Annotated in this window: 24 protein-coding genes; 14 read left to right on the top strand and 10 right to left on the bottom strand. The window is 66.4% G+C overall.

Features of this window, described 5'->3' with window-relative positions:
- Positions 1 to 54: 54 nt before the first annotated feature.
- Positions 55 to 882, bottom strand: a complete 828-nt coding sequence (locus ACIP0B_RS00545; protein WP_400828866.1) for an alpha/beta fold hydrolase — start codon at positions 880 to 882, stop codon at positions 55 to 57.
- A 290-nt stretch (positions 883 to 1172) separates the two neighbouring features.
- On the opposite strand from ACIP0B_RS00545, the gene ACIP0B_RS00540 reads away from it, so the two are divergent.
- From ACIP0B_RS00540 to ACIP0B_RS00475, 14 genes are all read left to right on the top strand, one after another.
- Entirely contained in the window at positions 1173 to 2792 is a 1620-nt protein-coding gene (locus ACIP0B_RS00540) for a GMC family oxidoreductase (protein WP_400828864.1), read from the top strand.
- A 22-nt stretch (positions 2793 to 2814) separates the two neighbouring features.
- Positions 2815 to 4287: an aldehyde dehydrogenase gene (locus tag ACIP0B_RS00535; RefSeq protein ID WP_400828862.1), complete on the top strand. Its 1473-nt coding sequence runs from the start codon at positions 2815 to 2817 to the stop codon at positions 4285 to 4287.
- Between the two features lie 310 nt (positions 4288 to 4597).
- Positions 4598 to 5743, top strand: a complete 1146-nt coding sequence (locus ACIP0B_RS00530; RefSeq protein WP_400828860.1) for an acyl-CoA dehydrogenase family protein — start codon at positions 4598 to 4600, stop codon at positions 5741 to 5743.
- A gap of 33 nt (positions 5744 to 5776) precedes the next feature.
- Positions 5777 to 6274 (top strand): MaoC/PaaZ C-terminal domain-containing protein, encoded by a 498-nt coding sequence (locus ACIP0B_RS00525; RefSeq protein ID WP_209965898.1) that lies wholly within the window; start codon positions 5777 to 5779, stop codon positions 6272 to 6274.
- Between the two features lie 5 nt (positions 6275 to 6279).
- Positions 6280 to 7638 carry an acyclic terpene utilization AtuA family protein gene (locus tag ACIP0B_RS00520; protein ID WP_400828858.1) on the top strand — a complete coding sequence of 453 codons (1359 nt, stop codon included), beginning with the start codon at positions 6280 to 6282 and terminating at the stop codon, positions 7636 to 7638.
- A gap of 1 nt (position 7639) precedes the next feature.
- Entirely contained in the window at positions 7640 to 7981 is a 342-nt protein-coding gene (locus ACIP0B_RS00515; protein WP_400828856.1) for a hypothetical protein, read from the top strand.
- Between the two features lie 12 nt (positions 7982 to 7993).
- Positions 7994 to 9175, top strand: coding sequence for a lipid-transfer protein (locus ACIP0B_RS00510; RefSeq protein ID WP_400828854.1), 1182 nt, complete (start codon positions 7994 to 7996; stop codon positions 9173 to 9175).
- 77 nt (positions 9176 to 9252) lie between these two features.
- Entirely contained in the window at positions 9253 to 10467 is a 1215-nt protein-coding gene (locus ACIP0B_RS00505; protein ID WP_400828852.1) for a CaiB/BaiF CoA transferase family protein, read from the top strand.
- Positions 10468 to 10492: 25 nt separating this feature from the next.
- Entirely contained in the window at positions 10493 to 11650 is a 1158-nt protein-coding gene (locus ACIP0B_RS00500) for a CaiB/BaiF CoA transferase family protein (protein ID WP_400828850.1), read from the top strand.
- A gap of 30 nt (positions 11651 to 11680) precedes the next feature.
- A complete protein-coding gene (locus ACIP0B_RS00495; protein ID WP_400828848.1) occupies positions 11681 to 12838 on the top strand; it encodes a CaiB/BaiF CoA transferase family protein in 1158 nt (385 codons plus the stop codon).
- Positions 12839 to 12986: 148 nt separating this feature from the next.
- Positions 12987 to 13625, top strand: a complete 639-nt coding sequence (locus ACIP0B_RS00490) for an NAD(P)-dependent oxidoreductase (RefSeq protein ID WP_400828846.1) — start codon at positions 12987 to 12989, stop codon at positions 13623 to 13625.
- Between the two features lie 60 nt (positions 13626 to 13685).
- Positions 13686 to 14981 carry an NADH:flavin oxidoreductase gene (locus ACIP0B_RS00485; protein WP_400828844.1) on the top strand — a complete coding sequence of 432 codons (1296 nt, stop codon included), beginning with the start codon at positions 13686 to 13688 and terminating at the stop codon, positions 14979 to 14981.
- A gap of 31 nt (positions 14982 to 15012) precedes the next feature.
- Positions 15013 to 15600, top strand: a complete 588-nt coding sequence (locus ACIP0B_RS00480) for an isochorismatase family protein (protein ID WP_400828842.1) — start codon at positions 15013 to 15015, stop codon at positions 15598 to 15600.
- 20 nt (positions 15601 to 15620) lie between these two features.
- The gene (locus tag ACIP0B_RS00475; protein WP_400828840.1) at positions 15621 to 16913 is read left to right on the top strand and encodes an acetyl-CoA hydrolase/transferase family protein; all 1293 of its coding nucleotides are present in this window, start codon (positions 15621 to 15623) and stop codon (positions 16911 to 16913) included.
- 93 nt (positions 16914 to 17006) lie between these two features.
- On the opposite strand, the gene ACIP0B_RS00470 is transcribed toward ACIP0B_RS00475, so the two are convergent.
- The 9 genes from ACIP0B_RS00470 to ACIP0B_RS00430 all read right to left on the bottom strand — a co-directional run bounded on the left by ACIP0B_RS00470 (position 17007) and on the right by ACIP0B_RS00430 (position 26340).
- Positions 17007 to 18326 (bottom strand): MFS transporter, encoded by a 1320-nt coding sequence (locus ACIP0B_RS00470; RefSeq protein WP_400828838.1) that lies wholly within the window; start codon positions 18324 to 18326, stop codon positions 17007 to 17009.
- A 178-nt stretch (positions 18327 to 18504) separates the two neighbouring features.
- A complete protein-coding gene (locus tag ACIP0B_RS00465) occupies positions 18505 to 19707 on the bottom strand; it encodes an acetyl-CoA C-acetyltransferase (RefSeq protein WP_400828836.1) in 1203 nt (400 codons plus the stop codon).
- A 10-nt stretch (positions 19708 to 19717) separates the two neighbouring features.
- Positions 19718 to 20647, bottom strand: a complete 930-nt coding sequence (locus ACIP0B_RS00460; RefSeq protein WP_400828834.1) for an electron transfer flavoprotein subunit alpha/FixB family protein — start codon at positions 20645 to 20647, stop codon at positions 19718 to 19720.
- A complete protein-coding gene (locus ACIP0B_RS00455; protein ID WP_400828832.1) occupies positions 20647 to 21396 on the bottom strand; it encodes an electron transfer flavoprotein subunit beta/FixA family protein in 750 nt (249 codons plus the stop codon). The genes ACIP0B_RS00460 and ACIP0B_RS00455 overlap by 1 nt, the downstream gene beginning before the upstream one ends.
- The gene (locus ACIP0B_RS00450) at positions 21393 to 22220 is read right to left on the bottom strand and encodes an HpcH/HpaI aldolase/citrate lyase family protein (RefSeq protein ID WP_400828830.1); all 828 of its coding nucleotides are present in this window, start codon (positions 22218 to 22220) and stop codon (positions 21393 to 21395) included. The genes ACIP0B_RS00455 and ACIP0B_RS00450 overlap by 4 nt, the downstream gene beginning before the upstream one ends.
- On the bottom strand, positions 22214 to 23059 hold the full coding sequence (locus tag ACIP0B_RS00445; protein WP_400828828.1) for a MaoC family dehydratase N-terminal domain-containing protein: 846 nt from the start codon (positions 23057 to 23059) through the stop codon (positions 22214 to 22216). Before ACIP0B_RS00445 ends, ACIP0B_RS00450 begins: the two co-directional genes overlap by 7 nt.
- Before the next feature lie 10 nt (positions 23060 to 23069).
- Positions 23070 to 24227, bottom strand: a complete 1158-nt coding sequence (locus tag ACIP0B_RS00440; RefSeq protein WP_400828826.1) for an acyl-CoA dehydrogenase family protein — start codon at positions 24225 to 24227, stop codon at positions 23070 to 23072.
- A gap of 46 nt (positions 24228 to 24273) precedes the next feature.
- Positions 24274 to 25179, bottom strand: a complete 906-nt coding sequence (locus ACIP0B_RS00435) for an SDR family oxidoreductase (protein ID WP_400828824.1) — start codon at positions 25177 to 25179, stop codon at positions 24274 to 24276.
- A 21-nt stretch (positions 25180 to 25200) separates the two neighbouring features.
- Entirely contained in the window at positions 25201 to 26340 is a 1140-nt protein-coding gene (locus tag ACIP0B_RS00430) for an acyl-CoA dehydrogenase family protein (RefSeq protein WP_400828933.1), read from the bottom strand.
- Between the last annotated feature and the right edge of the window lie 3 nt (positions 26341 to 26343).

Here is a 26343-nt window from a genome sequence, read left to right as displayed (position 1 = left end):
GCGCCCGCTTCTGCCTGACCGGACAAGGCAGGAGCGGGCGTATTGGTCAGCCCCTCAGCGGCCGACCTTGCGGATGAACTCAACCGCGACCTTGCCGAACGCGTCGTTGTCGTCGCCGGTCAGCATGTGCCCTGCCCCTTGCACCTCGATTTGGCTGGCGGACGGGCACAACGTCAGGAACTCGGCCACCGCCTCACGACTCAAGACGTCGGAGCGCTCGCCCCGCACCACCAAGGTGGGCACCGAGATCTTCCGCGCGCACTGCCCGAGCCAAGAGGCCCGCGAGGCCAGGTCGTCACGGCCATTGAGGAACCGCGGATCCCAGTGCCAATAGAACCGCCCGTCATCCGCCCGGCGCAGGTTCTTGGACAGGCCGTTCTTATGCCTCGGCGGACGGGGCTCGCCCCGGTAGCGCGTGATGGCGTCGGCGGCCTCATCGAGCGAAACGAAGCCCTGGGCATATTGCCCCATGAAGTCACGCACCCGCCCGACACCGTTGTCCGACGATCGATGGGCCACGTCCGCCAGAATCAGCGCGGACGCCTCCACGATCCCGTTCCCCAGAGCCGCAAGGCTGGTCAGCCCGCCCATTGAGGCGCCGATCAGCACGGGCGGCGCACCGAGCAGGCGAATCAGGCAGGCCAGGTCCCGTGCCATGGCGACTTCGCTGTAGTCGCCATCGTCCACCCAGTCTGAATCGCCATGGCCGCGTGCGTCGTAGGCCAATGCAAAGAAGCCGGACCGTGCCAGTTCATGCGCGGTGTGCCGCCAAGAGTGGCGTGTCTGTCCGCCGCCGTGCAGCAGCACCACCGGCGGTGCCGAGGGATCTCCCCAGCTGTCGCCGCAAAGTTGATTGCCGTCAGCGCCGATCCAGGTGTGCATCGGGATAGGGGTTCCGGGAAGCCGCATGCGTAGTGTCATGTCACAAAGCTCAGCCAAGGCAGGGGAAAGCTCCATGTTCGGGGGGATGCCGATGCCCGACCAAGTCGTGATTTTCGAATCGGCGCTTCAGCTTTTCTCACATGGATCCCTTAACCCCGACGCAGGCTTGTTTGATAGCGTGCAGGTTCCACGCGCTCACCGGAAAAGCCCTACAAAAATAACAGGAGGCAATATGAACCGAGTCGCGAGACCTTCCCCCGCGCCCGATGCAATGCTGGCAGAGGTGCACGATGCAGAGCTATGACTACATCGTCGTCGGCGCCGGCTCGTCGGGCTGTGTGGTCGCCAGCCGGCTCAGCGAGAATCCCCGCGTGCGGGTGCTGCTGATCGAGGCCGGCGCCAGCATGGACGACTTCTGGGTCAACACCCCGGCCGGCATGGCCAGGCTGTTCGGCAGCGAACGCTTCAACTGGCGTTTCAGGACCGCTCCCGTCGACACCCTCGACGGCCGTCAGGTGCAGTGGGATCGCGGCAAGGGGTTGGGCGGCAGCAGCGCCATCAACGGCATGATCTACATGCGCGGCCAGCCCGAAGACTATGACCGTTGGGCGCGGCTGGGCAATCCGGGCTGGGCCTGGAACGAGGTGCTGCCCTACTTCATGCGTTCCGAAAGCAACGTACGGGGCGCCGGCCCCTACCACGGTGAGCTCGGCCCGTTGTGCGTCAGCGACCCGACGGAAGTCCACCCGACGGCCCGGGACTTCATCACCGCCTGCGCCAATGTCGGCATCCCGCGTTCCGACGACCTGAACGCGCCGCCCTACCCGGCCGTCGGCATCCGCCAGTACACGATCAGGAACGGACAGCGCCATTCGGCCTACAAGGCGTTTGTCGAGCCAGTGCGGCACCGCTCCAACCTCGACATCCTCAGCAATGCGCACGTAACGAGAATACTGCTGGAGGGACAGGAGGCCAGCGGCGTCGAGGTACTGCACGAAGGCCAACGCCGCGCCATCACGGCCAGACGCGAAGTGATCCTGAGCGCGGGTGCCATCGCCTCCCCGCAACTGCTCCTGCTGTCGGGCATCGGTGACGCTGTGCAGTTGCGGCGCCACGGCATCGCCGTGCACAGCGATCTGCCGGGCGTGGGGCGCAACCTGCAGGATCACTGGTATGCCTCGTTCGCCTGGCGCTGTTCGTCGGACAGCTCGGTGAACCATCGCCTGAGCGGACTGCGCAAGTACCTGGAGGGCGCCCGTTATGTGCTCACCCATGGCGGCTACCTTGCGCTCGGCGCTGCGCCCGTGACTGCCTACACCCGCAGCGAACCGGGCGGCCCGGTCGACCTGCAGTTGTCGCTCAACCCCATGAGCTTTTCGGCCACGCCGTCCGGGGAAGTGGCCGCCGACCGTTTCCCGGGGATCTCCGGCTCGGTGGTGCTGCTTTCGCCGGAATCGCGCGGGCACCTGGAACTGGCCAGCGCCGACCCGCTCCAGCCACCGGTGCTGCATCCCAACTACTTCAGCGATGAGCGTGACGTACGCCGGCACATCGCCGGGCTGCGCCAGTTGCGCCAGATCCTGCAGACCTCGCCCCTGCGAGAGCGGGTGAGCGAGGAGATCAAGCCCGGCGCCCACTGCGCCAGCGACGAACAGCTGTTCGATTACCTCAAGCGCTTCGGCGGCACCGGTTGGCATCCGGTGGGCACCTGCAAGATGGGCCGTGACGCCGCGGCCGTGGTCGACGCCCGGCTGCGGGTCCACGGCGTGCGCCGCCTGCGGGTGATCGATGCGTCGGTCATGCCCGTCATCCCCACCGGCAACACCAATGCGCCCTGCATCATGATCGGCGAAAAAGGCGCGGACATGATCCGTGCGGATGCGCTCACGGCCCGCCCCCTCGCGGCCTGACGTTCAAGGAGACTCCACAGCGATGACTGACACCACACTCAACGTTCCCCATGCCGACCGCCTGTTCATTGGCGGGCAATGGGTCAAACCCTCGACATCCGGAACATTCGCGGTGCTCAACTGCGCCACCGAAGCGGTGGCCGCCCAAGTCGCCAGGGCGGAACACGCGGACGCGGCCGCAGCGGTGCAGGCCGCACGGCGAGCCTTCGACCATGGGCCCTGGCCGCGCATGACGCCCGTCGAGCGCGCCGGGTATCTTGAGAAGATCGCCGAACGCCTCGAAGCGCTGAACGATGACTTCGCGCGCATCTGGACCACGGAGTCCGGCGTGCTTTACCGGATCGCCCAACCCCGGGTCGGCCAGTACCTCAGCGGTGCCTTCCGGCAGTACGCGGCCATGGCTCACACCTATCCGTTCATCAAACCGGTGCGGTCGACCAGCGGCCACCAGGGCTACAACGTGCAAGAACCGGTCGGAGTGGCCGTGGCCATCGTGCCCTGGAACGGCCCCGCCGGCCTGATCGCCTACAAGGTCGCGCCGGCGCTGCTGGCCGGCTGCACGGTGATCATCAAGAACTCGCCCGAGGCGCCCTGCTCCGGCCACCTGTTCGCGCAGATCTGCCAGGACGTCGGCCTGCCGCCCGGCGTGGTGAACATGTTGACCGCCGACCGCGATGTCTCCGAAGCCCTGGTGAGCGACCCGGACGTGGACAAGATCACCTTCACCGGCTCCACCGCCGCAGGCCGACGCATCGGTGCCGTGGCCGCCGAACGGGTGGCGCGGGTGACGCTGGAGCTGGGGGGCAAGTCCCCTGCCGTGGTGCTCGACGACTACGATATCGAGACGGCCGCCAAGGCGTTGGGCACACCGTACTTCAGTTATCTGAGCGGCCAGGTGTGCGCCAGCCTGACCCGCATCATCGTGCCCCGGGCCAAACACGACGCCATGGTCGAGGCCTTGGTGTGCGCCGCCCGCGAAGCCGTGCTCGGCGACCCCTTCGACTCGGGCACCGCCATGGGCCCACTGGCCACGGGGCGACAGCGCGACAGCGTCGAACGGCTGGTCGCCGCGAGCCTCGCCGACGGTGCGCAGCTTGCCACGGGCGGCCGCCGGCCGGCGCATCTGCGACGAGGCTTCTTTTTCGAGCCCACGGTGTTGGCCCATGTCGACAACCGTTCGTTCGCCGCCCGCAATGAGTTCTTCGGCCCGGTGCTGTCAGTCATCTGCGCCGACGACGAACGTCATGCGATCGATCTGGCCAACGACAGCCACTTCGGCCTGAACGCCGCCGTATTCACTCACGACCCCGAACGGGCGATGCGCGTGGCGCGGCAACTGCGCTCGGGCACCGTCGGACACAATGCCTCGCGGTATGACTTCTCGATCGGTTTCGGCGGATTCAAGCAGTCCGGGATCGGCCGCGAGGGCGGCGAAGGCGGCCTCGAAGCGTTCCTGGAATCCAAGACCGTGGTGCTGGACCGAACCGCCGTCTGACCGTTTCCGCCCTCTCCGGCTGTCGCCCGCCAACCGGTGCGGCAGCCCTCTCCCGATGCCCTTGCGGCACCGTTGCGCATCTTGCGTGAGTGCACCGATCGCGCAAGAGCAGCGTCGGCGGCACCCGGCTTCACGTTGTCCCGTCCCCGTGCACCGGCGCTCTGCCCGGTGCAATCCCGTGCCCGGAAAAGACCTGCGCGGCCACTTCATTTCCCTAGAAATCCGACTTCGAAATTCGCAACTTGGATTGCCCGGCCCTGCGCCCTAGCTTACGGGGTGTCTACTCAACAACATAAAAAGGACCCCGGCCATGGCCAACTTCCTCGACCAATCGCAGCAGATGTGGCTCGACAGCGTGAACCGCTTCATGGACAACGAAGTCACCGTCGAATACATCCGCAAATGCGACCAGAACCGCGACTACCCCTATGAGGCCTACGAGAAAATCGCGCAGCAAGGATGGCTGGGCCTGCTGTTCTCGGAAGAAGAAGGCGGCGCCGGCGGCAGCATCTTCGACTACGTGCTGATGTCCGAGGGCCTGGGCAAGTACGGCTTCGACTTCGCTGCCGCCATCCTCGTGCCGACCTTCACGGCGATGAACATCGCCAAGTACGGCACACAGGCGCAGCGCGACAAGTACATCCAGCCCTTCATCGAAGGCAAGATCCGCTTCTCGGTGTCGATGACAGAGCCCGATGCCGGTTCGGACGTGTTCGCCACCAAGACCCATGCCCGTCGCAACGAGAACGGCGACTGGGTCATCAACGGCGCGAAGATGTTCTGCTCCGGAGCCCAGGCCGACAACACCGTTATCGCAATGCTCGTACGCACCGACATGAAGGACAAGCATGGCGGCCTGACCATGCTGCTGATCCCCAACGACACCCCCGGCATGGTCATCAACAAGCTGCCGACGCTGTCGCGCCATGCGACCGGCACCACCGAAATCTTCCTCGACGACGTCATCGTGCCCGGTGATGCGATCCTCGGCGTCGAAGGTCAGGGCCACGAGATCATCCTCAACCACCTGGAGCTTGAGCGCTGCGCCGTCGCCGGCGCCTACACCGGCAACGCGCAGGAGGCCGTGAACAACGCCAACCGCTACGCGCACCAGCGTACCCAGTTCGGCCAGCCGATCTTCAATTTCCAGGTGCTCAAGCACATGCTGGCCGAGAACCAAACCCGCGTCGATGCGGCCCGCCTGCTGGTCTACCGCGCCGCTGCACTCAAGTCCGAGGGCCAGCCCGCGCCGAAAGAAACGTCCATGGCCAAGCTGTACGCCTCCGAAACCCTCAAGCAATGCGCCCTCGACGGCATGCAGATCCTGGGCGGCTTCGCCAACCTGCCCGAGGCAGACATGGAGCGCTACCTGCGCGAAAGCGTGCAATGCACCATCGGTGGCGGTACCTCGCAGATCCAGCGGACCATCATCGCCAAATCCATGCGCCTGAACTAACGCCGCAGTCAGTCACCCATCAAGGAAACAGCCATGAGTCTGATCAACAACCAGATCAACCAGACCTTCGACGAACTGGAAGAAGGCCAGGTGTTCGCCTCCGGTGGCCGCACCATCACCGAAACCGACGTGGTGAACTACTGCGCGCTGACCGGCAACTGGATCGCGATCCACTCCAACACCGTCTATTCGTCCAAGACCCGCTTCGGCAAACGACTGGTGCAAGGTGCGCTCACCTACTCCATCGCCACCGGCCTGGTGCAGTTCGGCCTGGGCTTCCAGGCCAACTACGGCATCGACAACATGCGCTTCCTCAAGCCCGTGCTGATCGATGACACCGTCTATGCCCGAGCCACCGTGATCGGCAAAAAGGTCAAGGACGACAAGTACGGCGTGATCAAATTTCTTATGCAGGTGCTCAACCAGGACGGCGACGTGGTGCAGCAAGGCGAATGGAGCCTGCTGATGCTGCGCAAGCGCGAGGACCTCGATGCCCTGGTGGCCTCCACCCTGCCTACCCCCAAAGGCTGATCGCCATGAAGACTATCCGTATCGGTTCCGGCAGCGGGTTCTGGGGTGACAACCTCGACCCCGCCATCGAGATCGCCAAGCACGGCAACGTGCAGTACCTGGCTTACGACTTCCTCGGCGAGCCGACCATTCCGCTGTTGCAGAAGATGCGTCAGAAAAACCCGGAGCACGGCTTCGTGCCGGCCATCCGCGCCGTGGTGCGCGGGGTGCTGCCGATCTGCCTGGAAAAAGGCATCAAGATCCTCACCAACGCCGGGGCGGCCAATCCCCAGGCCTGCGCCGACACCATCCTTGCGGCGGCCAAGGAAGTGGGCATCACCCGGCTCAAGGTCGGTATCGTCACCACCAACGACATCCAGCGCAAGGTCGAGGATTTGCTCGATAAAGGCGTGCTCTTCAGCAACTTGGACACCGGCGACACCGACCTGGGCAAGGTGCGCGAACGCATCGTCGGCTCCTACGTGTACTCCGGCGCCTACGGGTACGTGGAGGCTTTGCAGGCCGGCTGCGACATCATCATCTCCGACCGGGCCACCGACGATGCCGCCATCCTCGCTCCGCTGGTGCACGAGTTCGGCTGGGCCTGGGACGACTGGAACCGGCTGGCCATCGGCATCACCGCCGGCCACTTGATCGAATGCGGGGCGGCGTGCTCCGGCGGCATCACCAGTCTGTGGAAGGAAGTGCCCGAACCTTGGAACATCGGCTACCCGATCGCTGAGGTCAACGAGGAAGGCGAGTTGTTCATCACCAAGGTCGATGGCACCGGCGGTCTGGTCAACAAGGTCACCCTGACCGAACACCTGCTGTACGAAGTGCACGATCCGGGCAACTACTTGATGCCCGAGGTCATCACCGACTTCACCCAGGTGCAGATGCAGGAAGTGGCCAAAGATCGGGTCAAGGTCTGGGGTGCCCGCGGCAAGCCCGCGCCGGCGACGCTCAAGGCCGGCATCGCCTACACCGACGGCTACATCGGCGAGGTCGAATCGTCGGTGACCTGGCCGGACGCTGTGGCCAAGGCGCGACGCTCGTTCGAGATCATCAGAAAGCGTTTCGAGATGGTCGACCTCAAGGCCGAGGAAGTGCGCTACGACATGATCGGCGTCGATTCCTGCCACTGGTCAGCCTCACCTGAGCCCGACCCTGACATCAACGAAGTGCGCATCCGGGTGGCCGCCAAGTGCGCCAACCGGGCGGAGGCCAGCAAGGTCGCCCGTGAGTGCGTGATGCTGATGGGCACCGGCCCGATCGGATCCACCGGCCAGCTGAACACCCCTGCCCCACGTGAGGTGTTTGCTCTCTGGCCCACGCTGATCGCACGCGAACACGTCGTGCAAAACGTCGAAATCCGGGAGCTTTGACATGGCCAAGCTGCAACTGAAAGACCTGGTGTACGCCCGTTCCGGCGACAAGGGCGACATCAGCAACATCGCCGTCATCGCCCGGGAGCCGCGCTTCTATCCGCTGCTGCAGAAGCACCTGACCGCCGAGCGAGTGAAGGACTTTTTCGGCGACATGGCCAAAGGCAAGGTAGATCGCTACGAGGTACGTACCCTGCACGCGATGAACTTCGTGCTGCGCAACTCGCTGGGCGGCGGGGCCACCCGCAGCCTGCGTATCGACTTCACCGGCAAGACCATGTGCCAGGCCATCCTGCGCATCGTCCTGGATGTCGATGAAAGCGACCTGCACCTGATGCACTGAAGGAGATCCGACATGGGCAACAAAGCCAGAATCATCGGCGTCAACATGGTCAAGTTCGCCAAGCCCGGCGCGCACGAACCCTACGAGGTGATGGGCGCAAAAGCCATCCAGGGCGCCCTGGCGGATGCGGGCATCCGCTACGACCAGGTGCAGCAGGCGTTCGCCGGTTACGTCTACGGCGACAGCACCTGCGGCCAGCGGGTCGCCTACGCCGTGGGCATGACCGGCATTCCGGTGTTCAACCTGAACAACTACTGCGCCTCGGGTTCGTCGGCTCTGTTCCTGGCGCGCCAGGCGGTGGAGTCCGGTGTGGTCGAGTGCGCACTGGCGTTCGGCTTCGAGGAGATGAAACCCGGCGCCCTGGCCAGCGCCTTCGGCGACCGCACCTCCCCGGTGGGCTGGATCTACGAGCGCCAGCAGCAGTTGGCGCCGGAGCTTCCCCAAGACGCACCCCGGGCGATCAAGGCCTTCGGTTCGGCGGGTTGGGAGTACATCAACCGCTATGGCGCCAATCCCGACATCTTCGCCAAGGTGGCGGTGAAGACGCGCAACCACGCGGTCAACAACCCCTACTCGCTGTTCAACAAGCCGCTGACCGTCGAGGAGGTGCTGCAAGCCACGCCGATGTATCCTCACCTGACTCGCCTGATGGCCTGCCCACCGACCTGCGGCGCCGCCGCCGCCATCGTCTGCAGTGAAGCCTTCGCGGCCCGCCACGGGATCACCGGCGCCGTGGAGATCGTCGCCCAGGCAATGACCACCGACACTGAGGCCAGCAAGCACGACCTGCTGAACCTGGTGGGTGCCGACATGACCCGCCGCGCCGCGCAGCAGGTCTATGAGGCGGCCGGCATAGGCCCGCAGGATGTGAACGTGGTGGAGCTGCACGACTGCTTCACCCCCAACGAAGTCATCAGCTACGAAGGGCTGGGCCTGTGTCCGGAAGGCGGCGCCGAGCGGTTCATCGCCGATGGCGACAACACCTACGGCGGCAAGTACGTGGTCAACCCGTCCGGCGGCCTGATGTCCAAGGGGCACCCGCTGGGCGCCACCGGACTGGCCCAGTGCACCGAGTTGGTCTGGCACCTGCGCGGCCAGGCCGGCCAGCGACAAGTCGATAACGCACGGATCGCGTTGCAGCACAACATCGGCCTGGGCGGCGCCTGCGTGGTGACCCTGTACCGGCGTGCCTGACCGCAGGACCTGGCCTGGCCGACACGCCGGGCCAGGTCCCGGCCAGGCCTCCAATAACAAGAATCGGAGTAAGCGTTATGGCAGGACCGCTTGCAGGGGTACGGGTACTGGACCTGACCTCGAACTTCATGGGCCCTTACGCCTCGCTGCTGATGGCGGACATGGGCGCTGACATCTGCAAGATCGAAGCGCCCTGCGGCGATCCCACGCGCGGCGTGGGCCCCTGCCGCAACCCGGGCATGAGTGCGATTTTTCTGCACCTGAACCGCAACAAGCGCAGCGCCGCGCTGGATCTCAAGCACCCGGAGGCGGCCCACGCGCTGCAGCGGATGATCACCTCGGCCGACGTGGTGCTGCACAGCCTGCGTCCCAAGGCCATGGCCAAACTGGGGCTGGCCTATGACCAGGTCAAGGCCGTGAATCCCCGCATCATTTATTGCGGCGCGTTCGGCTTCGGCCAGAACGGCCCCTACGCCGACCGCCCCGCCTATGACGATCTGATCCAGGCCGCCGTCGGCATGCCGGTGCTGCAGGCGCGCAAGTCCGGCCCACCCGCCTACGTCGCCACTGCCATCGCCGACCGCATCGTCGGCATGGCCGCCTGCAACGCCATCGCCATGGCGCTGTACTACCGGGAAAAGACCGGCCACGGGCAATCGGTCGAGGTGCCGATGTTCGAGACCTTCGCCCACTTCGTGCTCGGCGATCACCTGTACGGACACACCTTCGAGCCGCCCATCGGCGATTGGGGCTATGCCCGGATGATGAGCGCCGAGCGCCGGCCCTATCAGACCCAGGACGGCTACCTGGGCGTGAACATCTACACCGACCGCCACTGGCAGCGTTTCTTCCTCGCCGTCGGCCGGGCGGACATGGCTGAGGATCCACGCTACGGCACGATCTACGGCCGCACGGAATACATCGCCTACCTCTACAAGTTCCTGGCCGACACCTTCCAGACCAAGACGACGGCACAATGGTTGGCCCTGCTCACCGAAGCCGACATTCCGGTCATCGAGATGAATACCCCGCAGACCTTGCTGCAGGACGCGCACATGCAGGCCGTCGACTTCTTCCAAATGCAGCAGCATCCCAGCGAAGGCCTGCTGCGCATGCTCGGCATTCCCCAGCAATGGAGCGAAAGCCAACCCGAACAGCGTTACCCGGCGCCCCGGCTGGGCGAACACACCGTGCAGCTGCTGACCGAGTATGGCCTGAGCGAGGCCCAGGCGCAGCAGGTCGTCGCCGCGGGCGGCGGTGTGCAGGCCCCGCCGATGACTCACGGCGCTTAAGCGGCCCCCACTCAAGGAGACAACAATGACAAACGATCCAAGAGACGACCTGCCCCTGGCGGGCATCACCGTGGTGGAACTGGGCGACAGCGCCTCGGCGCCGTTCGCCGGCCATGTGCTGACCGGCCTGGGCGCAGAAGTGTGGAAAGTGGAGCGCCCGTCGGGAGATTCCTCCCGCGGCTGGGGCCCCAGCCAGTGGAAAGGCTGCGGCGCCGCGTTCCATGCCATCAACCGCGGCAAGCGCTCCATTTGCCTGGACATCAAGGATCCGGTGCAGTTGGCCACGCTGCACGACCTGATCGGCGGCCATGCCGACGTATTCCTGCACAACCTGCGTCCGGGCAGCGCCGACCAGTACGGGCTCGATGCCGACAGCCTGCGCCAGCGCAAACCACAACTGGTGGTGTGCGAGGTCGGTGCCTACGGCCACCTCGGTCCGCTGAACGGCCTGCCCGGCTACGATCCGCTGATGCAGGCCTTTTCCGGAATCATGACGCTCACCGGGGAAGACGGCCAGGCGCCGGTGCGCGCCGGCGTGTCCATCTGCGATTTCGGCACGGGCATGTGGGCCGTGATCGGCATCGTCTCCGCCTTGCTGCGGCGCGAACGCAAGCAGGTCGGCGCGACGGTCAACAGTTCGCTGCTGGAGACCGCGATCGCCTGGATGTCCATCGGCATCGCCAACTACGCCGCGGACGGCAATCCCGGCGGGCGCCATGGTTCGGGCGTGGCCTTCATTGTGCCGCACCGCGCCTACGAGACGGCAGACGGTCACGCCATCATCAGCGCGGCCAACGACACACTGTTCGCCCGCTTGTGCGACGCCTTGGGGCACCCCGAATGGGCCGCCGACGCCCGGTTCGCCACCAACTCCGGGCGCATCGCCAACCGCAAGGCCATCGACGGCCTGATCGGCGAACGCATGAAGCAGCACCCCCGTGCCCATTGGCAAGCGCACTTCGACGCACTGGGCATGCCTTTCGCCTCGGTGCAGACCACCGAAGAGCTCTATGCCCACGAGCAGACCCGTGCCCTGGGCATCTTGGGCAAAACCAGCGATGACGAGATCGAGCTGGTGGGCATGCCGTTGTCCTTCGACCGCCAGCGCCCTCCTGCCCTGTCCTCGGCGCCTTCGATTGGCCAGGACAACGAACGGTTGCGGCAGCTGCTTCACGCCGGTTGAGCCGGCGCAATCCACAGACGGGATGCACTGATGAAAACACAAGCGAAAGGCCCGCTCGCGGGGATCAGGATCGTCGAGGTCGGCAGCATCGGCCCGGCGCCGTTCTGCTGCATGCTGCTGGCCGACCTGGGCGCCGAGGTGGTGCGGATCGACCGTCCGGCGGGCCATGACGGCGGTGCGCCGATCGACGCCCGTTTCGAACTGCTCAACCGCAGCCGGCGCAGCGTCCAGATGAACCTCAAGCAACCCGAGGCGACGGCCGCCGTGCTGCGCATGGTGGAACAGGCCGACGTTCTGGTCGAAGGCTTCCGCCCCGGCGTGATGGAGCGCCTGGGGCTCGGCCCCGACACTTGCCTGGCGGCCAACCCGCGCCTGGTCTACGGGCGCATGACCGGCTGGGGCCAGGACGGTCCTCTGGCCCGCGCGCCGGGGCATGACGTCAACTACATCTCGCTGACCGGCGCCTTGCACGCCATGGGTCGCGCCGGTGAAGCACCGGCGATCCCGCTGAACCTGGTCGGCGACTTCGGCGGCGGCTCGCTGTACCTCGCGCTGGGCATCCTCAGCGCGCTGCTCGAAGCCCGCGGTTCGGGGCGTGGTCAAGTGGTGGATGCGGCCATGGTCGACGGCGCCGCGTCGCTGATGACCCTGATCTACGGCTTTCATGCCGCCGGTTACTGGAAGGATGAGCGCGGCAGCAATCGCCTGGATTCCGGTGCGCCTTGGTACAACGTCTACGAAACCCTCGACGGCAAGCACGTCAGCATCGCCGCCAACGAAGGGCGCTTCTACCGCGAGGCCTTGGGTGTGCTCGGCCTGGAGGAACGGGATTTGCCGGCGCAGCACGATCAGGCCGGCTGGCCCCTGATGAAGCGGCGTTTTGCCGAGGTGTTCAAGACCCGCTCCCGCGACGAATGGGCGGTACGGGCCGAGGGCACGCAGGCCTGCATCGTGCCGGTGCTGTCGCTGAGCGAGGCGCCGGGGCACGCCCATGTGCGCCAGCGCGGCAGCTTCGTCGAAGTGGGCGGCGTGGTCCAGCCGGCCCCGGCCCCGCGTTTCAGCCGCACCCCCGGCGCCATCCAGAACCCGCCGCCCCGGCCGGGCCAGGACACCGAAGCGGCCCTGGCCGACTGGGGGTTCTCGCCGCAAGAGCAACAGCGCCTGCGCGCGGCCGGCGCAGTGCTGTAACACAGCGTCCCGCGGCCCCTGGCGGGTAACCCCGCGTCCAGCCATCGGACGCTGACCACGAACGACGTCCAGTCGGGCGCGGGGCTACCCGCGAGGGGCTGCGGGGCACCTATTCGCCTCTTCCTTTGCCTTGATCGAGGAAACACCCATGAACATCGCCCTCATCGGAGCCAGTGGCTTCATCGGTTCCGCCTTGCTGGCCGAAGCGCTCGCGCGCGGCCACCGTGTCACAGGCCTTGTGCGCCAACCTGAGCGCCTGACCGCACACCCGCACCTGACCGCCATGCAATGCGATGTCTATGACACCGCCGACCTGGCGTTCCTGCTCGCAGGCTACGACGCCGTCCTGGTCTCGCTGCGCGGCCGGGGCAAGCACGACAACGGCCAGCATTACCTGACCGGCTTCCGCTCCATCGTCCAGGCGGCCCGCGAGGCGCACGTCAAGCGCTTGCTCGTCGTCGGCGGCGGCGGTTCGCTGCAGGTGGCCCCCGGCCTGGAGCTGCTCGACGCGCCCGGTTTTCCCGAAGAACACCGCGGCCCCGCCGAAGGCCCGCGCGAGGCGCTGAAACTGCTGCGCGGCGAAACCGTCCTGGACTGGACCATGTTGTGCCCCGGCGCCATCATCGAGCCGGGCAAGCGCACCGGCCGCTTCCGTCTGGGCACCGACCGGCTGCTGGTGGACGAGCGCGGCGAAAGCCGCATTTCCGTGCAGGACTTCGCCCTGGCGATGATCGATGAGCTGGAGCGCCCGGCCCATCCGCGCCAACGCTTCACCGTCGGCTACTGATGGCCGAATCACCGAATTGCGGCGGAGCCGGGTCTGGCGCTCCGCCTTAGGAGCCTGGCCATGAACGCCACCGCAAGCCTCACCCAACCGTTGTACACGCCGGTCACCCTCAACCGCCTCACCCTAAAGAACCGCTTGGTGCTGGCGCCGATGGCCGTGCTCAGCCCCGAGCCCGACGGACGCGCCAGCGAACAGACCATTGCGTTCCTTGAGGCCCGGGCCAAGGGCGGCGTCGGCCTGATCATCGCCTCCGGCTGCGCCTCGCAACGTTGCGCCGATGAGTACGGCAGCCCGATGCTGCGTTTCGACATCGAGGCCCATGTGCCGCAGCTCAAGCGCGTGGCCGATGCCGTGCACGCCCATGGTGTGCCCATCTTCGCCCAGCTGACGGCGGCGTTCGGCCGCATGGGTTCGCCCAAAAGCCCACGGCCGCTGATCTCGGCCAGCGCGAGAAACACCGTGATTCCCCAGCAGGCATTGCCCAAGGGGCTGGTGGTTCCCGGCGGACTGACGCTGCCGGAGCCGCTGCCGGTCAGCGCCGACGAGATCCGCGAGCTGGGCCAGGCCTGCATCAATGCAGCTCTGAGGGCGCAACGCGCGGGTTGGGACGGCGTGGAGATCCCGGCACACGGCAGTTATTTCCTCGCGTCCTTTCTTTCCCCTTGGACCAACTGGCGCACGGATCGGTACGGCGGCAGCCTGGAGAACCGCGCACGGGCCGTGGTCGAGATCGTCGAGGGCATCCGCGCTCAGACGGGGCCCGACTTCCCCATCGGCCTGCGGATCAGTTGCACCGAACCGGTGGAAGGCGGACAGGTGCCGGCGGAGTTCGCCCGGATCGCCAAGCTGATCGTCGAGGCGGGTGCCGATTACGTGGCCCTGCTCGACGGCTGCTCGGAACGTCTTGATCGGATCTTTTCAGACCGGGACGGCGGCATGCTCGACAGCGGCGCGGCCCGAATCTTCAAACAGGTCTTGCCGGTGCCCGTACTGCTTCAGGGGCTGCACGACCCGGTCACGGCCGCCCGGGCCATCGCCGCAGGCCATGGCGACATGATCCTGCTGGGACGGCCCTTGCTGGCCGATCCGGACTGGCCGCGCAAAGTCCGCCAGGGGCACCACCATACGATCGTGGTATGTAACCGCGACAACCACTGCCTGCACCGCACCCTGCTCAATCTTCCCGCGCAATGCCCGCTCAACCCGGCGTTCGGCAACGAAAGCCAGCAGCGCAGCCGGCTGCCTTTCCTTCCTCGGCTGCTGCGGGGCGTGCGCGAACGCCTGATGCTCAAGCTCAGCGGTTCCGGCCGTTTCATGCGGCTGGTCACCCGGCTGATGCTGCGCAAGACCAAGTGACTGATGATCTTTCTACCCCTAGGAGCACCCCATGACACCGAAACTGAAGGCGAATGAAGCGGTACTGGTACTGGGCGACCTGCAGATCGGCATCACCGATCTGCCCCTGACCGTCCCCCAGCAAAGCCTGGTGCGCTCGGCCGCGGGCCTGGCCCGACTGGCGGAAATCTTCGACATCCCCACCCTTGCCTTGTGCATCCCCAAGGGCGAAGACACCCACCCAACGATCATTCCCGAGATCACCCGCGTGCGCAGCAAGTTCCAGCAGATCCGCAGGACCTGCCCCGACTCGTTCGAGAGCCCGGCCTTTCGCGATGCCCTGGAGGCGACGGGCCGCAAATCGATGATCGTCTGCGGCGTGGCCACCGAAATCGTGGTGCAGTGGCTGGCCCTGTCCGGCATCGCCCACGGCTACCGGGTGTTCCTGGTGGTCGACGCCTGCGGCGGGCTGAGTCAACGCACGGAAGAGGCGTCCCTGCGGCGCCTTGAAGCAGCGGGCGTAGTGATGACCTCAGTCGTGTCGCTGGCCGGAGAGATTTCCGGTGACTTCACCACCTCTCCCGGCCGTGAAGCGATCGGCGTGGTGTTCCAGTTGATTGCGACCGGCTACGGTCACTGACTCCCGAGGCAGACAGCCCCATGCAAGCGACTCAAACCCTGGCTGCGCGGCTGCGCAGCCTGATTCGTCCCGGCGACACCCTCTGGTGGGGCCAGGCCATGGCCGAGCCCCTGACGCTGACCAGGGCCCTGGTGAAGGATCGGCACGCACTTGCCGGCACCGATCGGTTGACGATCTTCGCCAGCTACGGCAGCTCGGACACGCTGCGTCCCGAGCACGCCGACGTGTTTGACTTCGGCGGCTGCATCGCCGGCGGCACCCATCGCCGGCTCGCCGCTGCCGGGGTCTTCGATGTCTATCCAGGCCACTATTCGCAGGTGCCCGATCTGATCCGTTCCGGCACCTTGGCGGTGGATGTGGTGCTGGTTCAGGTCTCTGCGCCCGATGCCCGGGGCCGCCACAGCCTGGGGCTGATCCAGGAATACCTGCCCGCCGCGTTGGCGCGGGCGCGGGTGGTGATCGGCGAGGTCAACCCCGACATTCCGTGGACCTGCGGTGGGATCAATCTGCTGGCGGAGGAGTTTGATCTGCTCATTGAGGCCGAGCACCCGCCCCTCGAACCCGAACGCAGCGAACCCAGTCCCGTCGAACTCGCCATCGCCCGGCATGTCGCGGCACGGATAGAGGACGGCGCGACGCTGCAGATCGGCATCGGCAAACTGCCCGAGGCGGTGCTGGCGCTGCTGCACGACCGCCGCGACCTGGGCTTGCACAGCGGCGCGGCCGGCGACGGCATCGTGGCGCTGGCCGAGTCCGGCGCATTGACCAACGCCCGCAAGGGCCGCGACCTCAGCGTGAGCGTGGCCGGAATCCTGATGGGCGGCGAGCGCCTGCGTCGCTGGGCCCACTGCAACCCGGCCCTGGCCCTGCGAGGCACCGAGTACACCCATGATCCGGCCGTGCTCGCCAGCCTCAACCGCCTGGTGGCCATCAATGGTGCAATCGAAGTGGATCTCACCGGTCAGGTCAACGCCGAAGTGGCTGGCGGCATCTACGTCGGCGGCGTGGGCGGATCCGTTGATTTCCTGCGCGGCGCCGCGCGCAGCAAGGGCGGGTTGCCCATCGTCGCCCTGCCCTCCACGGTCAAGGGCGGAACGCGCATCGTCGCGCAGCTCAGCGGCCCGGTGAGCACCCCGCGCTGCGATGCGGGCCTGATCGTCACCGAGCACGGCATCGCGGATCTGCGCGGGCAGCCGCTTTCGCGCAGGGTACAGCGCATGATCGATATCGCCGCCCCGGAACACCGCGGCGAACTGGAGCGCCAGGCCGAGCAAGCGTTGCGGCATTGCGGCATGGCGCGGCGCCCCACTTGAACCTGCTGCGGCGTCAGTCCCGGTCAATGCGACGGCACCGACGCTCAAAAAAAAAGCCCCGGGGAACGATCCCCGGGGCTTTTGGCAAACAGATCAGACCTTCTGGCAATCCTTGTCCATCGTCCCGACCGGTTCACGTCGGGCACCTGTTCCCGGAATCAACGAAGCGAACAGCGCCGCCAGCACCGCCGGCAACGCGAAAGCATAGAAATTCCACTGATGGTCGAGATGGGCGCCGACGATCCAGCCGCCGATCATCGGCCCCAGGATCGCCCCGGCCCGGCCGATGCCCAGCGCCGCACCCACCGCCGCGCCACGGCAAGTGGTGGGGAAATAGGCGGCGAGGAAGCCATACATCAAGGTACTTGCGCCGATGGTGCCCAGGCCCGCGCCGAACACCGCCAGCATCAGCCACGCCACGTCCGGTTTCTGGCTCAAGGCCAGAAGCGACACCGCGCCGATCAGGTAGTACGGCACCACCACCTTCTTTGAACCGACGCGGTCGGCGAACACTGCCCCGGCCAGCGTGCCAATGACCGCGCCCAATTGCAGCACCAGCAGAAACTGCAGCGAAGACCCCAGCGGATAGCCGGCTTCGCGCATGAGGTGCGGCAACCAGGTGTTGAGCCCATAGATGATCAGCTGGGTGCAGAACATGCCGAAGATGAACAGGATCGCCGCACCGCGGAACATGCCGGAAAACAGCAGGCGGTAACCGATACTGCCCTGCATGACAGGCTGCGGCCTGTGCTGGGCCGCCTGTTCCTGAAGCAACCGATCCACATCGATCGCGTAGCGCTGGCCCAATGTCCGGGCCTCGTCCAGGCGGCCGCGGCTGACCAGGTAATTGACCGACTCAGGCAGCAGGAAATACATCACCGGAAGCACCAGCACGTAAAGCCCGCCCAGCGCATAGAGCGTCCGCCAGCTGTGCTCGGGCAACAGTGCCAGCGCCGCCAGCGCCGAGACGATGCCGCCCACCGAGTAACCGGTCAGCATGAGGCCGTTGTACAGTTGCCGCCGTTGCCGCGGTGCGTACTCGATGGTCAGTGCCACCGCGCAAGGCACTACGCCGCCCAGGCCGATGCCGCTGAAGAAGCGGAAGACGCCGAGCATCTGCGGCGACTGGGCGGTGGCGCACAACGCCGAGCCGACCGAGAACCACAGCACGCCGACCATGATCAGATTGCGCCGGCCCAGGCGGTCGGTCAGCCAGCCGCTCACCAGAAAGCCCACCATCAGCCCGGCCAGGGTCCAGCCGCCGATCATCCCGGCGACGGCCGGGGTCATGTTCCAGCCAGGCTCGGCCATCAGGCTGGGCACCGTGGCGCCGTAGACGATCAGGTCATAGCCATCGGCAACGATCGTCAGGAAACACAGGACGACCACCAGCAGCCCGCTACGGGCAGTCACGTTCGTTTGTTTCATATTCGCTTGCCTCCAGCCAGGCACGGCCGCACGAAGCCCAAAGGGCATCGGTGACGCGACCCGGCATTCAGATGATTGTTTTTGTTCTGCGATCGGCACCGCCGGACGACGGCGCCGACTCCAACGGCAAACAGTGTTCGGTGACTCTCGAGGGTCGCCCTGCCTATCGACCCGCACGTTCGAAAATGGCGGCCAGGCCCTGGCCGCCGCCGATGCACATGGTCTCCAGGGCGTAACGCCCCTGGCGACGCTGCAGTTCGTGCAGCACCGAGGTCATGATGCGCATGCCGGTGGCCCCCACCGGATGGCCCAGGGAAATGCCCGAGCCGTTGACATTGAGCCGGTCGGGATCATCCCAGCCCCACCCCTTGAGCACCGCCAGCGCCTGGCAGGCGAAGGCTTCGTTCAGCTCGACCAGATCCATCTGCCCGAAGCCCAGGCCGGTGCGGGCAAACAATTTGTTCACCGCCGGCACCGGGCCGATGCCCATGGTCGCCGGTTCGCAACCGGCCGCTGCCCAACTGTGCAAGTAGCCGATCGGCTCCAGGCCAAGTTCGCCCAGTTTGTCTTCGGCGACGACCAGGCAGGCCGCCGCCGCATCGTTCTGCTGCGAGGCGTTGCCGGCGGTGACGGTGCCGTCCTTGATCAGCGCGCGCAGGCCCGCGAGCTTCTCAACGGTCGTGTCGCCGCGCACGCCTTCGTCACGGCTCACCCACACCGGTTCACCGCGTTTCTGCGGCACGCTGACCGGCACGATCTCGGCGTCGAAGCGTCCTGCTTCCCAGGCTGCGGCGGCGCGTTGCTGGCTGCGGGCGGCAAAGGCGTCGGACTGTTCGCGGCTGATGCCGTATTCACGGGCCAGGTTTTCGGCAGTCTCGATCATTCCCGAAATGCGTCCGAAACGGTGCTCCGGCTGCGACCGCTCGCGGCCCCGGTCCAGGCGGTCGTGCAGGGTCACGGAACCGGCCTTGGCGCCCCAGCGCATCTCGGTGCTGTAATACTCGATGTTGCTCATGCTCTCCACGCCCCCGGCCAGCACCACATCGGCGGCGCCGGTCTGCACCATCATCGCGGCCGTGACCAGGGCCTGCAGGCCGCCGCCGCAGCGACGATCCAACTGCATGCCCGGCACGCTCACCGGCAAGCCCGCCTCCAGGGCGATCCAGCGGCCTACGCAAGGGGTTTCGGAGTTGGCGTAGGACTGGGCGAACACCACGTCATCGATACGCTCAGGATCCAGCTTGGTTTGCGTCAAGATGGCCTGGACCACCGCCGCGCCCAGGCGCTCCACCGGCACGCCGCGCAGGCCACCGCCAAAGGCACCCACCGGAGTCCGGCGGGGTGCCACGATCGCTGCTCTTCTCATTGCATGCTCCTCAAAGTTCGGCCTGAAGTTGCGGCACGACCTCGAACAGGTCGCCCACCAGTCCGTAGTCGGCAACCTGGAAGATCGGCGCCTCTTCGTCCTTGTTGATGGCCACGATGACTTTGGAATCCTTCATCCCGGCCAGGTGCTGGATCGCGCCGGAGATGCCGACGGCGATGTACAGCTGCGGCGCGACGATCTTGCCGGTCTGGCCGACCTGCATGTCGTTGGGCGCATACCCCGCGTCGACCGCGGCGCGCGAGGCCCCGACCGCCGCGCCGAGCTTGTCGGCGAGGCTGTACAGCAAGGTGAAGTTGTCGCCGCTCTGCATGCCCCGACCGCCGGACACCACGATCTTCGCGCCGGTCAGCTCTGGACGGTCGGATTTGGCCAACTGCTCTCCCACGAAGCGCGACAGTCCCGCATCGGCCTGCACGGCCACGGCTTCGACACTGGCGTTGCCGCCTTCGGCCGGCGCCGGGTCGAAACCGGTGGCGCGCACGCTGATCACCTTGACCGGCGCAGTGGACTGCACGGTGGCGATGGCGTTGCCGGCGTAGATAGGCCGCTTGAAGGTGTCAGGGCTGACCACTTCAATGATTTCGGAGATCTGGTCGACATCCAGCAGCGCGGCCACCCGCGGCAGGTAGTTCTTGCCGTGGGTGGTGGCCGGCGCCAGGACGTGGCCGAAGCCTTTGCCCAGCTCCGCCACCAGCGGCGCGAGGTTCTCGGCGATCTGGTGGGCATACGCGTCGGCGTCGGCCACCAGCACCTTGCTGACCCCTTCGATGCGCGCTGCGGCCTGGGCGACCGCCTCTACCTGCCGGCCCGCCACCAGCACGGCGATGTTGTCGTCGATCCGCCGTGCGGCGGCGACGGTGTTCAGGGTCACGGCAGCCAGCGCGCCATTACTGTGTTCAGCGATTACCAGGACAGCCATCAGATCACCTTCGCTTCGTTCTTCAGTTTCTCGACCAGTTCGGCCACGGATTTCACCTTGATGCCGCCGCTGCGCTGCGCCGGGGCCTCGACTTTCAGGGTCTTGACCGTCGATGCGAGGGATACGCCCAAAGACTGCGGCGAAAGCACTTCCAGCGGTTTCTTCTTGGCCTTCATGATGTTCGGCAGCGAGGCGTAGCGCGGCTCGTTCAGGCGCAGGTCGCTGGTCACCACCGCCGGCAAGGTCAGTTCCAGGGTCTGCAGGCCGCCGTCGATCTCCCGGGTGACGTTGAGCCGGTCGCCCGCCACTTCGACCTTGGAGGCGAAGGTGCCCTGGGCGTAGCCGGTCAAGGCGGCCAGCATCTGGCCGGTCTGGTTGTTGTCACTGTCGATCGCTTGTTTGCCGAGGATCACCAGATGCGGCTGCTCCCGGTCGACCACTGCCTTGAGCGCCTTGGCGACGGCCAACGAACCGAGCTCGTCGCCGGCTTCCACCAGCAGCGCCCGGTCGGCGCCCAGGGCCAGGGCGGTGCGCAGCTGTTCTTGGGCTGCGCCGCTGCCCACCGACACGACCACCACTTCGTTGGCCACGCCTTGCTCCTTGAGCCTGACTGCCTCCTCCACGGCGATTTCGCAGAAGGGATTGAGGGCCATTTTCACGCTGGCCAGTTCGACGCCGGACTGATCCGCCTTGACGCGAACCTTGACGTTGAAATCGACCACGCGCTTGACTGCGACTAGGACTTTCATGCTTGCGAATCTCCAACAGGGCTGGAACGGGAAAGGATGCGGCGCGCGCGTTCGATCAACGGGCGATCGACCATCGCCCCGTCGACTTGCACGGCGCCGCCTGTGCGTACGGCTTCCAGCACCCGGCACGCCCATCTCACGGATGCGGCGTCGGGCAGGAAGGCCTCGGTGATCGGGGCCACCTGACGGGGGTGGATGGCCAGCTTGCCGCCGAAGCCGAGCTGGCTGGCGGTCAATGCGTCCTTGTGCACCGCGGTCGGGTCGTCAAAAGCCGGAGTGACGCCGTCCAGGGGCGCCGGCAGGCCCGCCAGACGGGACTGCAGAACCAATGCGCCGCGGCAATGGGCGAGCGCCTCCCAGTTGGGCAGGCAGCCCAGATCCAGGGCCAGGTCCAGCGAGCCGAACGCCGCCTGCACCACGCCCGGCTCGCTCAGCAGCCCCTGCAGGTCCCGGTAGGCCGCCGCGCTTTCCACCAGCGCGATGACCGGCACCGGACGGCCCATTAGGGCGTGGACGAGACGGATCTGCGCGGCGGTTTCGGCCTTGGCCAGCATCAGGGCGGCGAAACGGGTGTTGCGCAGGGCCGTCAGATCAGCCAGGCAATCCTCGGTGGTCGTCGCATTGATGCGGATGATCACCGGCACATCGTCGATGCCATGGTCGGCCACTGCCTCGCGGGCCGCGGGCCTGGCCTGGGGCGCGACGGCATCCTCCAGATCCAGGATCACGGCATCCGCGCCGCTGGCGGCGGCCTTGGCGAAGCGTTCGGGCCGGTCGCCGGGCACGAACAACGGGGCCATCGGGGCCCGGAAGTCATTCAGCATGTCGCACTGGCCTCCATGTTCAGGTTGCCGTCCGCGTCCTGGCTCCAAGCGTTCAGGCTGTCGCCCTGGTGCACCCAGGAAGCGGCGGCGCGGAAAGGCCGGCCGGCGATCAGCGGCACCAGGCCTCGGTAGGCGAAGCGCGTCGGCACACGCCCCGCGTGACGCGCAGCGAGGTTGAACAGCACGCTCGCCTGGAGCGGCCCCTGCACCACCAGTCCCTGATAGCCCTCCACCTGGGTCGCGTAGGGAAGGTCGTAATGGATGCGATGGGCATTGAAGGTCAACGCCGAATAGCGCATCAGCAGGGTCGGCGGCGTGTCGATCCAGTGCTCCAGCTCCCCTGCCCGCTGTGCTCCGCCGCCGGGCGGTGCGCCGGCAACGGCGGGTCCGCGGTAGACGATGTCCTGGCGTTCGCGGATGGCCACCACGCCTTTGCACGACAGCTCGTGCCCGACGCTGACGAAGCACAGCTTGCCGCTGCGACCTTCCTTGAAGCGGATGTCGCGGATGGTCGAGACGCGCTGGATCGGCTTGCCGACCGGTAGCGGCGCCAGTGTCTCCACCTCACCCCCGGCCCACATCCGTCGCGGCAACAGGATAGGCGGGAGGAAGCCGCCCCGGCGCGGGTGGCCGTCCTCGCCGAGTTCGGCCATGCGCGCCGCCGCCGGGCCGGGTGCCAGGCACCAGTGCAGGCCGGGCGGCGCGAAGCCTTCGGACTCCCACAGGTGCGGCGCCAGGGTGGCGCGATAGGCCTCCAGCATCTGCGGCGTAATGACCGACTCGCACCGTTCCTGACGTCCCAGCCACTCTTGCAGTTGGCCCAGATCGATATCGCTCATGACGGTGGCCTCAGAAAGAGCGCGGCAGCTCGAGCAAGTGCTCGGCGACGTAGCTGAGGATCAGGTTGGTGGAGATCGGCGCCACCTGGTACAGCCGCGTCTCGCGGAACTTGCGCTCGACGTCGTACTCGTTGGCGAAACCGAACCCGCCGTGGGTCTGCAGGCACGCGTTGGCCGCCTCCCAGCTGGCCTTGGCCGCCAGGTACTTGGCCATGTTGGCCGCCGCGCCCGCGTTCTTGCCGCTGTCGTACTCGGCACAGGCGCGCCAGCGCATCAGGTCGGCGGCCTCGATCTCGATGTGCGCTTCGGCGATGGGGAACTGCACGCCCTGGTTCTGCCCGATCGGCCGGCCGAACACCACGCGGTCGCGGGCGTACTGGCTGGCCTTCTCGACGAACCAGCGGCCGTCGCCGATGCACTCGGCGGCAATCAGGGTGCGCTCTGCATTGAGGCCGTCGAGGATGTAGCGGAAGCCCTTGCCCTCTTCGCCGATCAGGCTGTCGGCAGGGATCTCCAGGTTGTCGAAGAACAGCTCATTGGTCTCGTGGTTCACCAGGTTGGCGATCGGCTGCACGGTCAGACCGTTGCCGATGGCCTCGCGCAGATCCACCAGGAAGATCGACATGCCGTCGACCTTTTTCTGAACCTCGGCCAACGGTGTGGTGCGCGCCAGCAGGATCATCAGGTCGGAATGCTGCACCCGGGAGATCCACACCTTCTGGCCGTTGATGACGTATTTGTCGCCCTTGCGCACCGCGGTGGTCTTGATCTTGGTGGTGTCGGTGCCGGTGGTGGGTTCGGTGACCCCCATCGACTGCAGGCGCAGTTCGCCGCTGGCGAGTTTCGGCAGATAGTGGCGCTTCTGTTCCTCGCTGCCGTTACGCAGCAAGGTGAACATGTTGTACATCTGCCCGTGGATGGTTCCGGAGTTGCCGCCACAGGCGTTGACTTCCTCCAGGATCAGCGAGGCCTCGGCCAGGCCCAGCCCGGAGCCGCCGTATTCCTCGGGGATCATCGCCGACAGCCATCCGGCGTCGGTCATGGCCTTGACGAAGGCTTCGGGAAAGCCCTTGCGCTCATCGATGCGCCGCCAGTATTCGGCCGGGTATTCCGCGCACAGGGCGCGCACGCCCTCACGAATTTCCTGGTAGCCCGCTTGGGCGCTCATTGCACTCATAACACTCGACCTCTTGTATTCGTTGACGGCGGGTGAATCAGACCGGATCCCAGCAGAACACGTCCGCGCTGACCTGCAGCGGGGTGAACGAGCCCGACAGCGCCGGCATGCCGTGCTCGGCGATGGCCTGCGGTGTCCAGCCCTCGCCCTGCTGCACCGAGCGCACCGGACGGTTCTGGCTCATCAGCAGCAGTTCGTTGCGGCGCACGGTGAACACCTGGCCGTTGACGTCCTTGGCCCGGTCGGACAGCAAGTACACCGCCAGCGGCGCGTTCTTCTCGGGGGTCATCTGCTTGAGGCGCTCGACACGCGCCTTCTCTTCGGGAGTGGTGTCGGGAATGGCGCTGGTCATGCGGCTCCAGGCGAACGGCGCCAGGCAGTTGGAGCGTACGTTGAAGCGCTGCATGTCCAAGGCGATGGATTTGCTCAGCGCCACCATGCCCAGCTTGGCCGCCGAGTAGTTGGCCTGACCGACGTTGCCGATCAGCGCTGAGGTGCTGACCATGTGCACAAAGGCCCCGCCGTTCTGTGCGCGGAAACGCTCGGCGGCGGCGCGGCTGATATAGAAGCTGCCGTTGAGGTGCACATTGATCACCGACTGCCAGTCCTCCACGCTCATCTTGTGAAAGATCACGTCGCGGATGATCCCGGCGTTGTTCACCACGCCATCGATACGGCCGAAGCTGTCCATGGCGCAGGCTACGATGTTCTGCGCCCCGTTCCAGTCGGCGACGCTGTCGGTGTTGATCACCGCACGCCCGCCGAAGCCTTCGATCAGTTTCAGCGTCTCCTGGGCCGGGGTGGACGAACCGCCCTCGCCGCCCAGGGACACGCCGACGTCATTGATCACCACCGAGGCGCCGGCACGAGCCATCTCTACGGCGATGGCGCGACCGATGCCGCCACCGGCACCGGTGACCACCACTACTTTGTTGTCGAGCATGTCCTTCTCTCCGTCGTTCGGTTACAGGCCGAGCATTGCCTTGGCCAGGATGTTGCGCTGGATCTCCGAGCTGCCGCCGTAGATGGTCGCGGGGCGCGCCTGGAGAAACAGGCCGGTGGGGTTGAGGTTGCCGTTGCCCTCGATGGGGTCCAGGTAGGCGGCGTATTCCCCCGAGATCTCAAGCATGTAATCGGTGATGCGCTGGAACAGCTCGGTCTGGTGCACCTTGAGCAACGACACGTCGGCTCCCAGGCTTTCGCCCCGGCGCAGGCGCTCGGCGAAGGTCTCGAACAGCAGCTTGTGGTCGTCCAGGTCCAGGCGAAGGCGGGTCACGCGGTCGCGGAATCCCGGCTCATCGTGCAATCCCAGGTGTTCGCCGAGGATCTCCAGGCGCGTCAGGGCGTTGGCCGATTGCTTGGGCGAACCGAGAAAGATCCGTTCGAAGCCCAGCAGCGCCTTGGCCATGGTCCAACCGGCGTTCATCTCGCCGACCAGGTTGGCCTGGGGCACACGCACATCGTCGAAGAACACCTCGCACAGTTCGTCGTGCAGATCCAGGTTGAGGATCGGCCGCACGGTCACGCCCGGACTGTCCATCGGCACCAGCAGGAAGCTGATGCCTTCTTGTTTCTTGGCGGTCTTGTCGGTGCGCACCAACAGGAAAATCCAGTCGGCATCGGTGGCCAGGGTGGTCCAGATCTTCTGGCCGTTGACCACCCACTCGTCACCGTCTGGCAGAGCCTCGGTGCGCAGGCTGGCCAAGTCGGAACCGGCGTTCGGTTCGCTGTAGCCCTGACACCAGATGTGCTCGCCGGACAGGATGCGCGGCAGGAAGTACTGCTGCTGTTCGGGCGAACCGTAGCGGATCAGCAGCGGGCCGAGCAGCATGATGCCGTGATCCGGGGTGCGGGCCACGCCGTAGTCCTCGAACTCTTCGGTGTAGATCAACTGCTTGGCCGCCGACAGGCCCATTCCGCCGAACTCGCGGGGCCAGCCGGGGCACAGCCAACCGTGGGCGGACAGCGTCATGTACCAATCCTTGACCTCTTCCCAGTGCAGGCGTTTGGGCAGATCGCGCAGCGCTTCGGGGAAATGCGCGCGCAGGAACCCGCGTACCGTCTGGCGGAACGCGTCGTCGCTCAGGGCGTTGAAATCGGGCAGTTG

This window comes from Pseudomonas sp. NPDC089534, from assembly GCF_044749305.1.
Lineage (GTDB): Bacteria > Pseudomonadota > Gammaproteobacteria > Pseudomonadales > Pseudomonadaceae > Aquipseudomonas > Aquipseudomonas ekonensis.
This window is presented reverse-complemented; position numbering and strand designations above follow the sequence as displayed.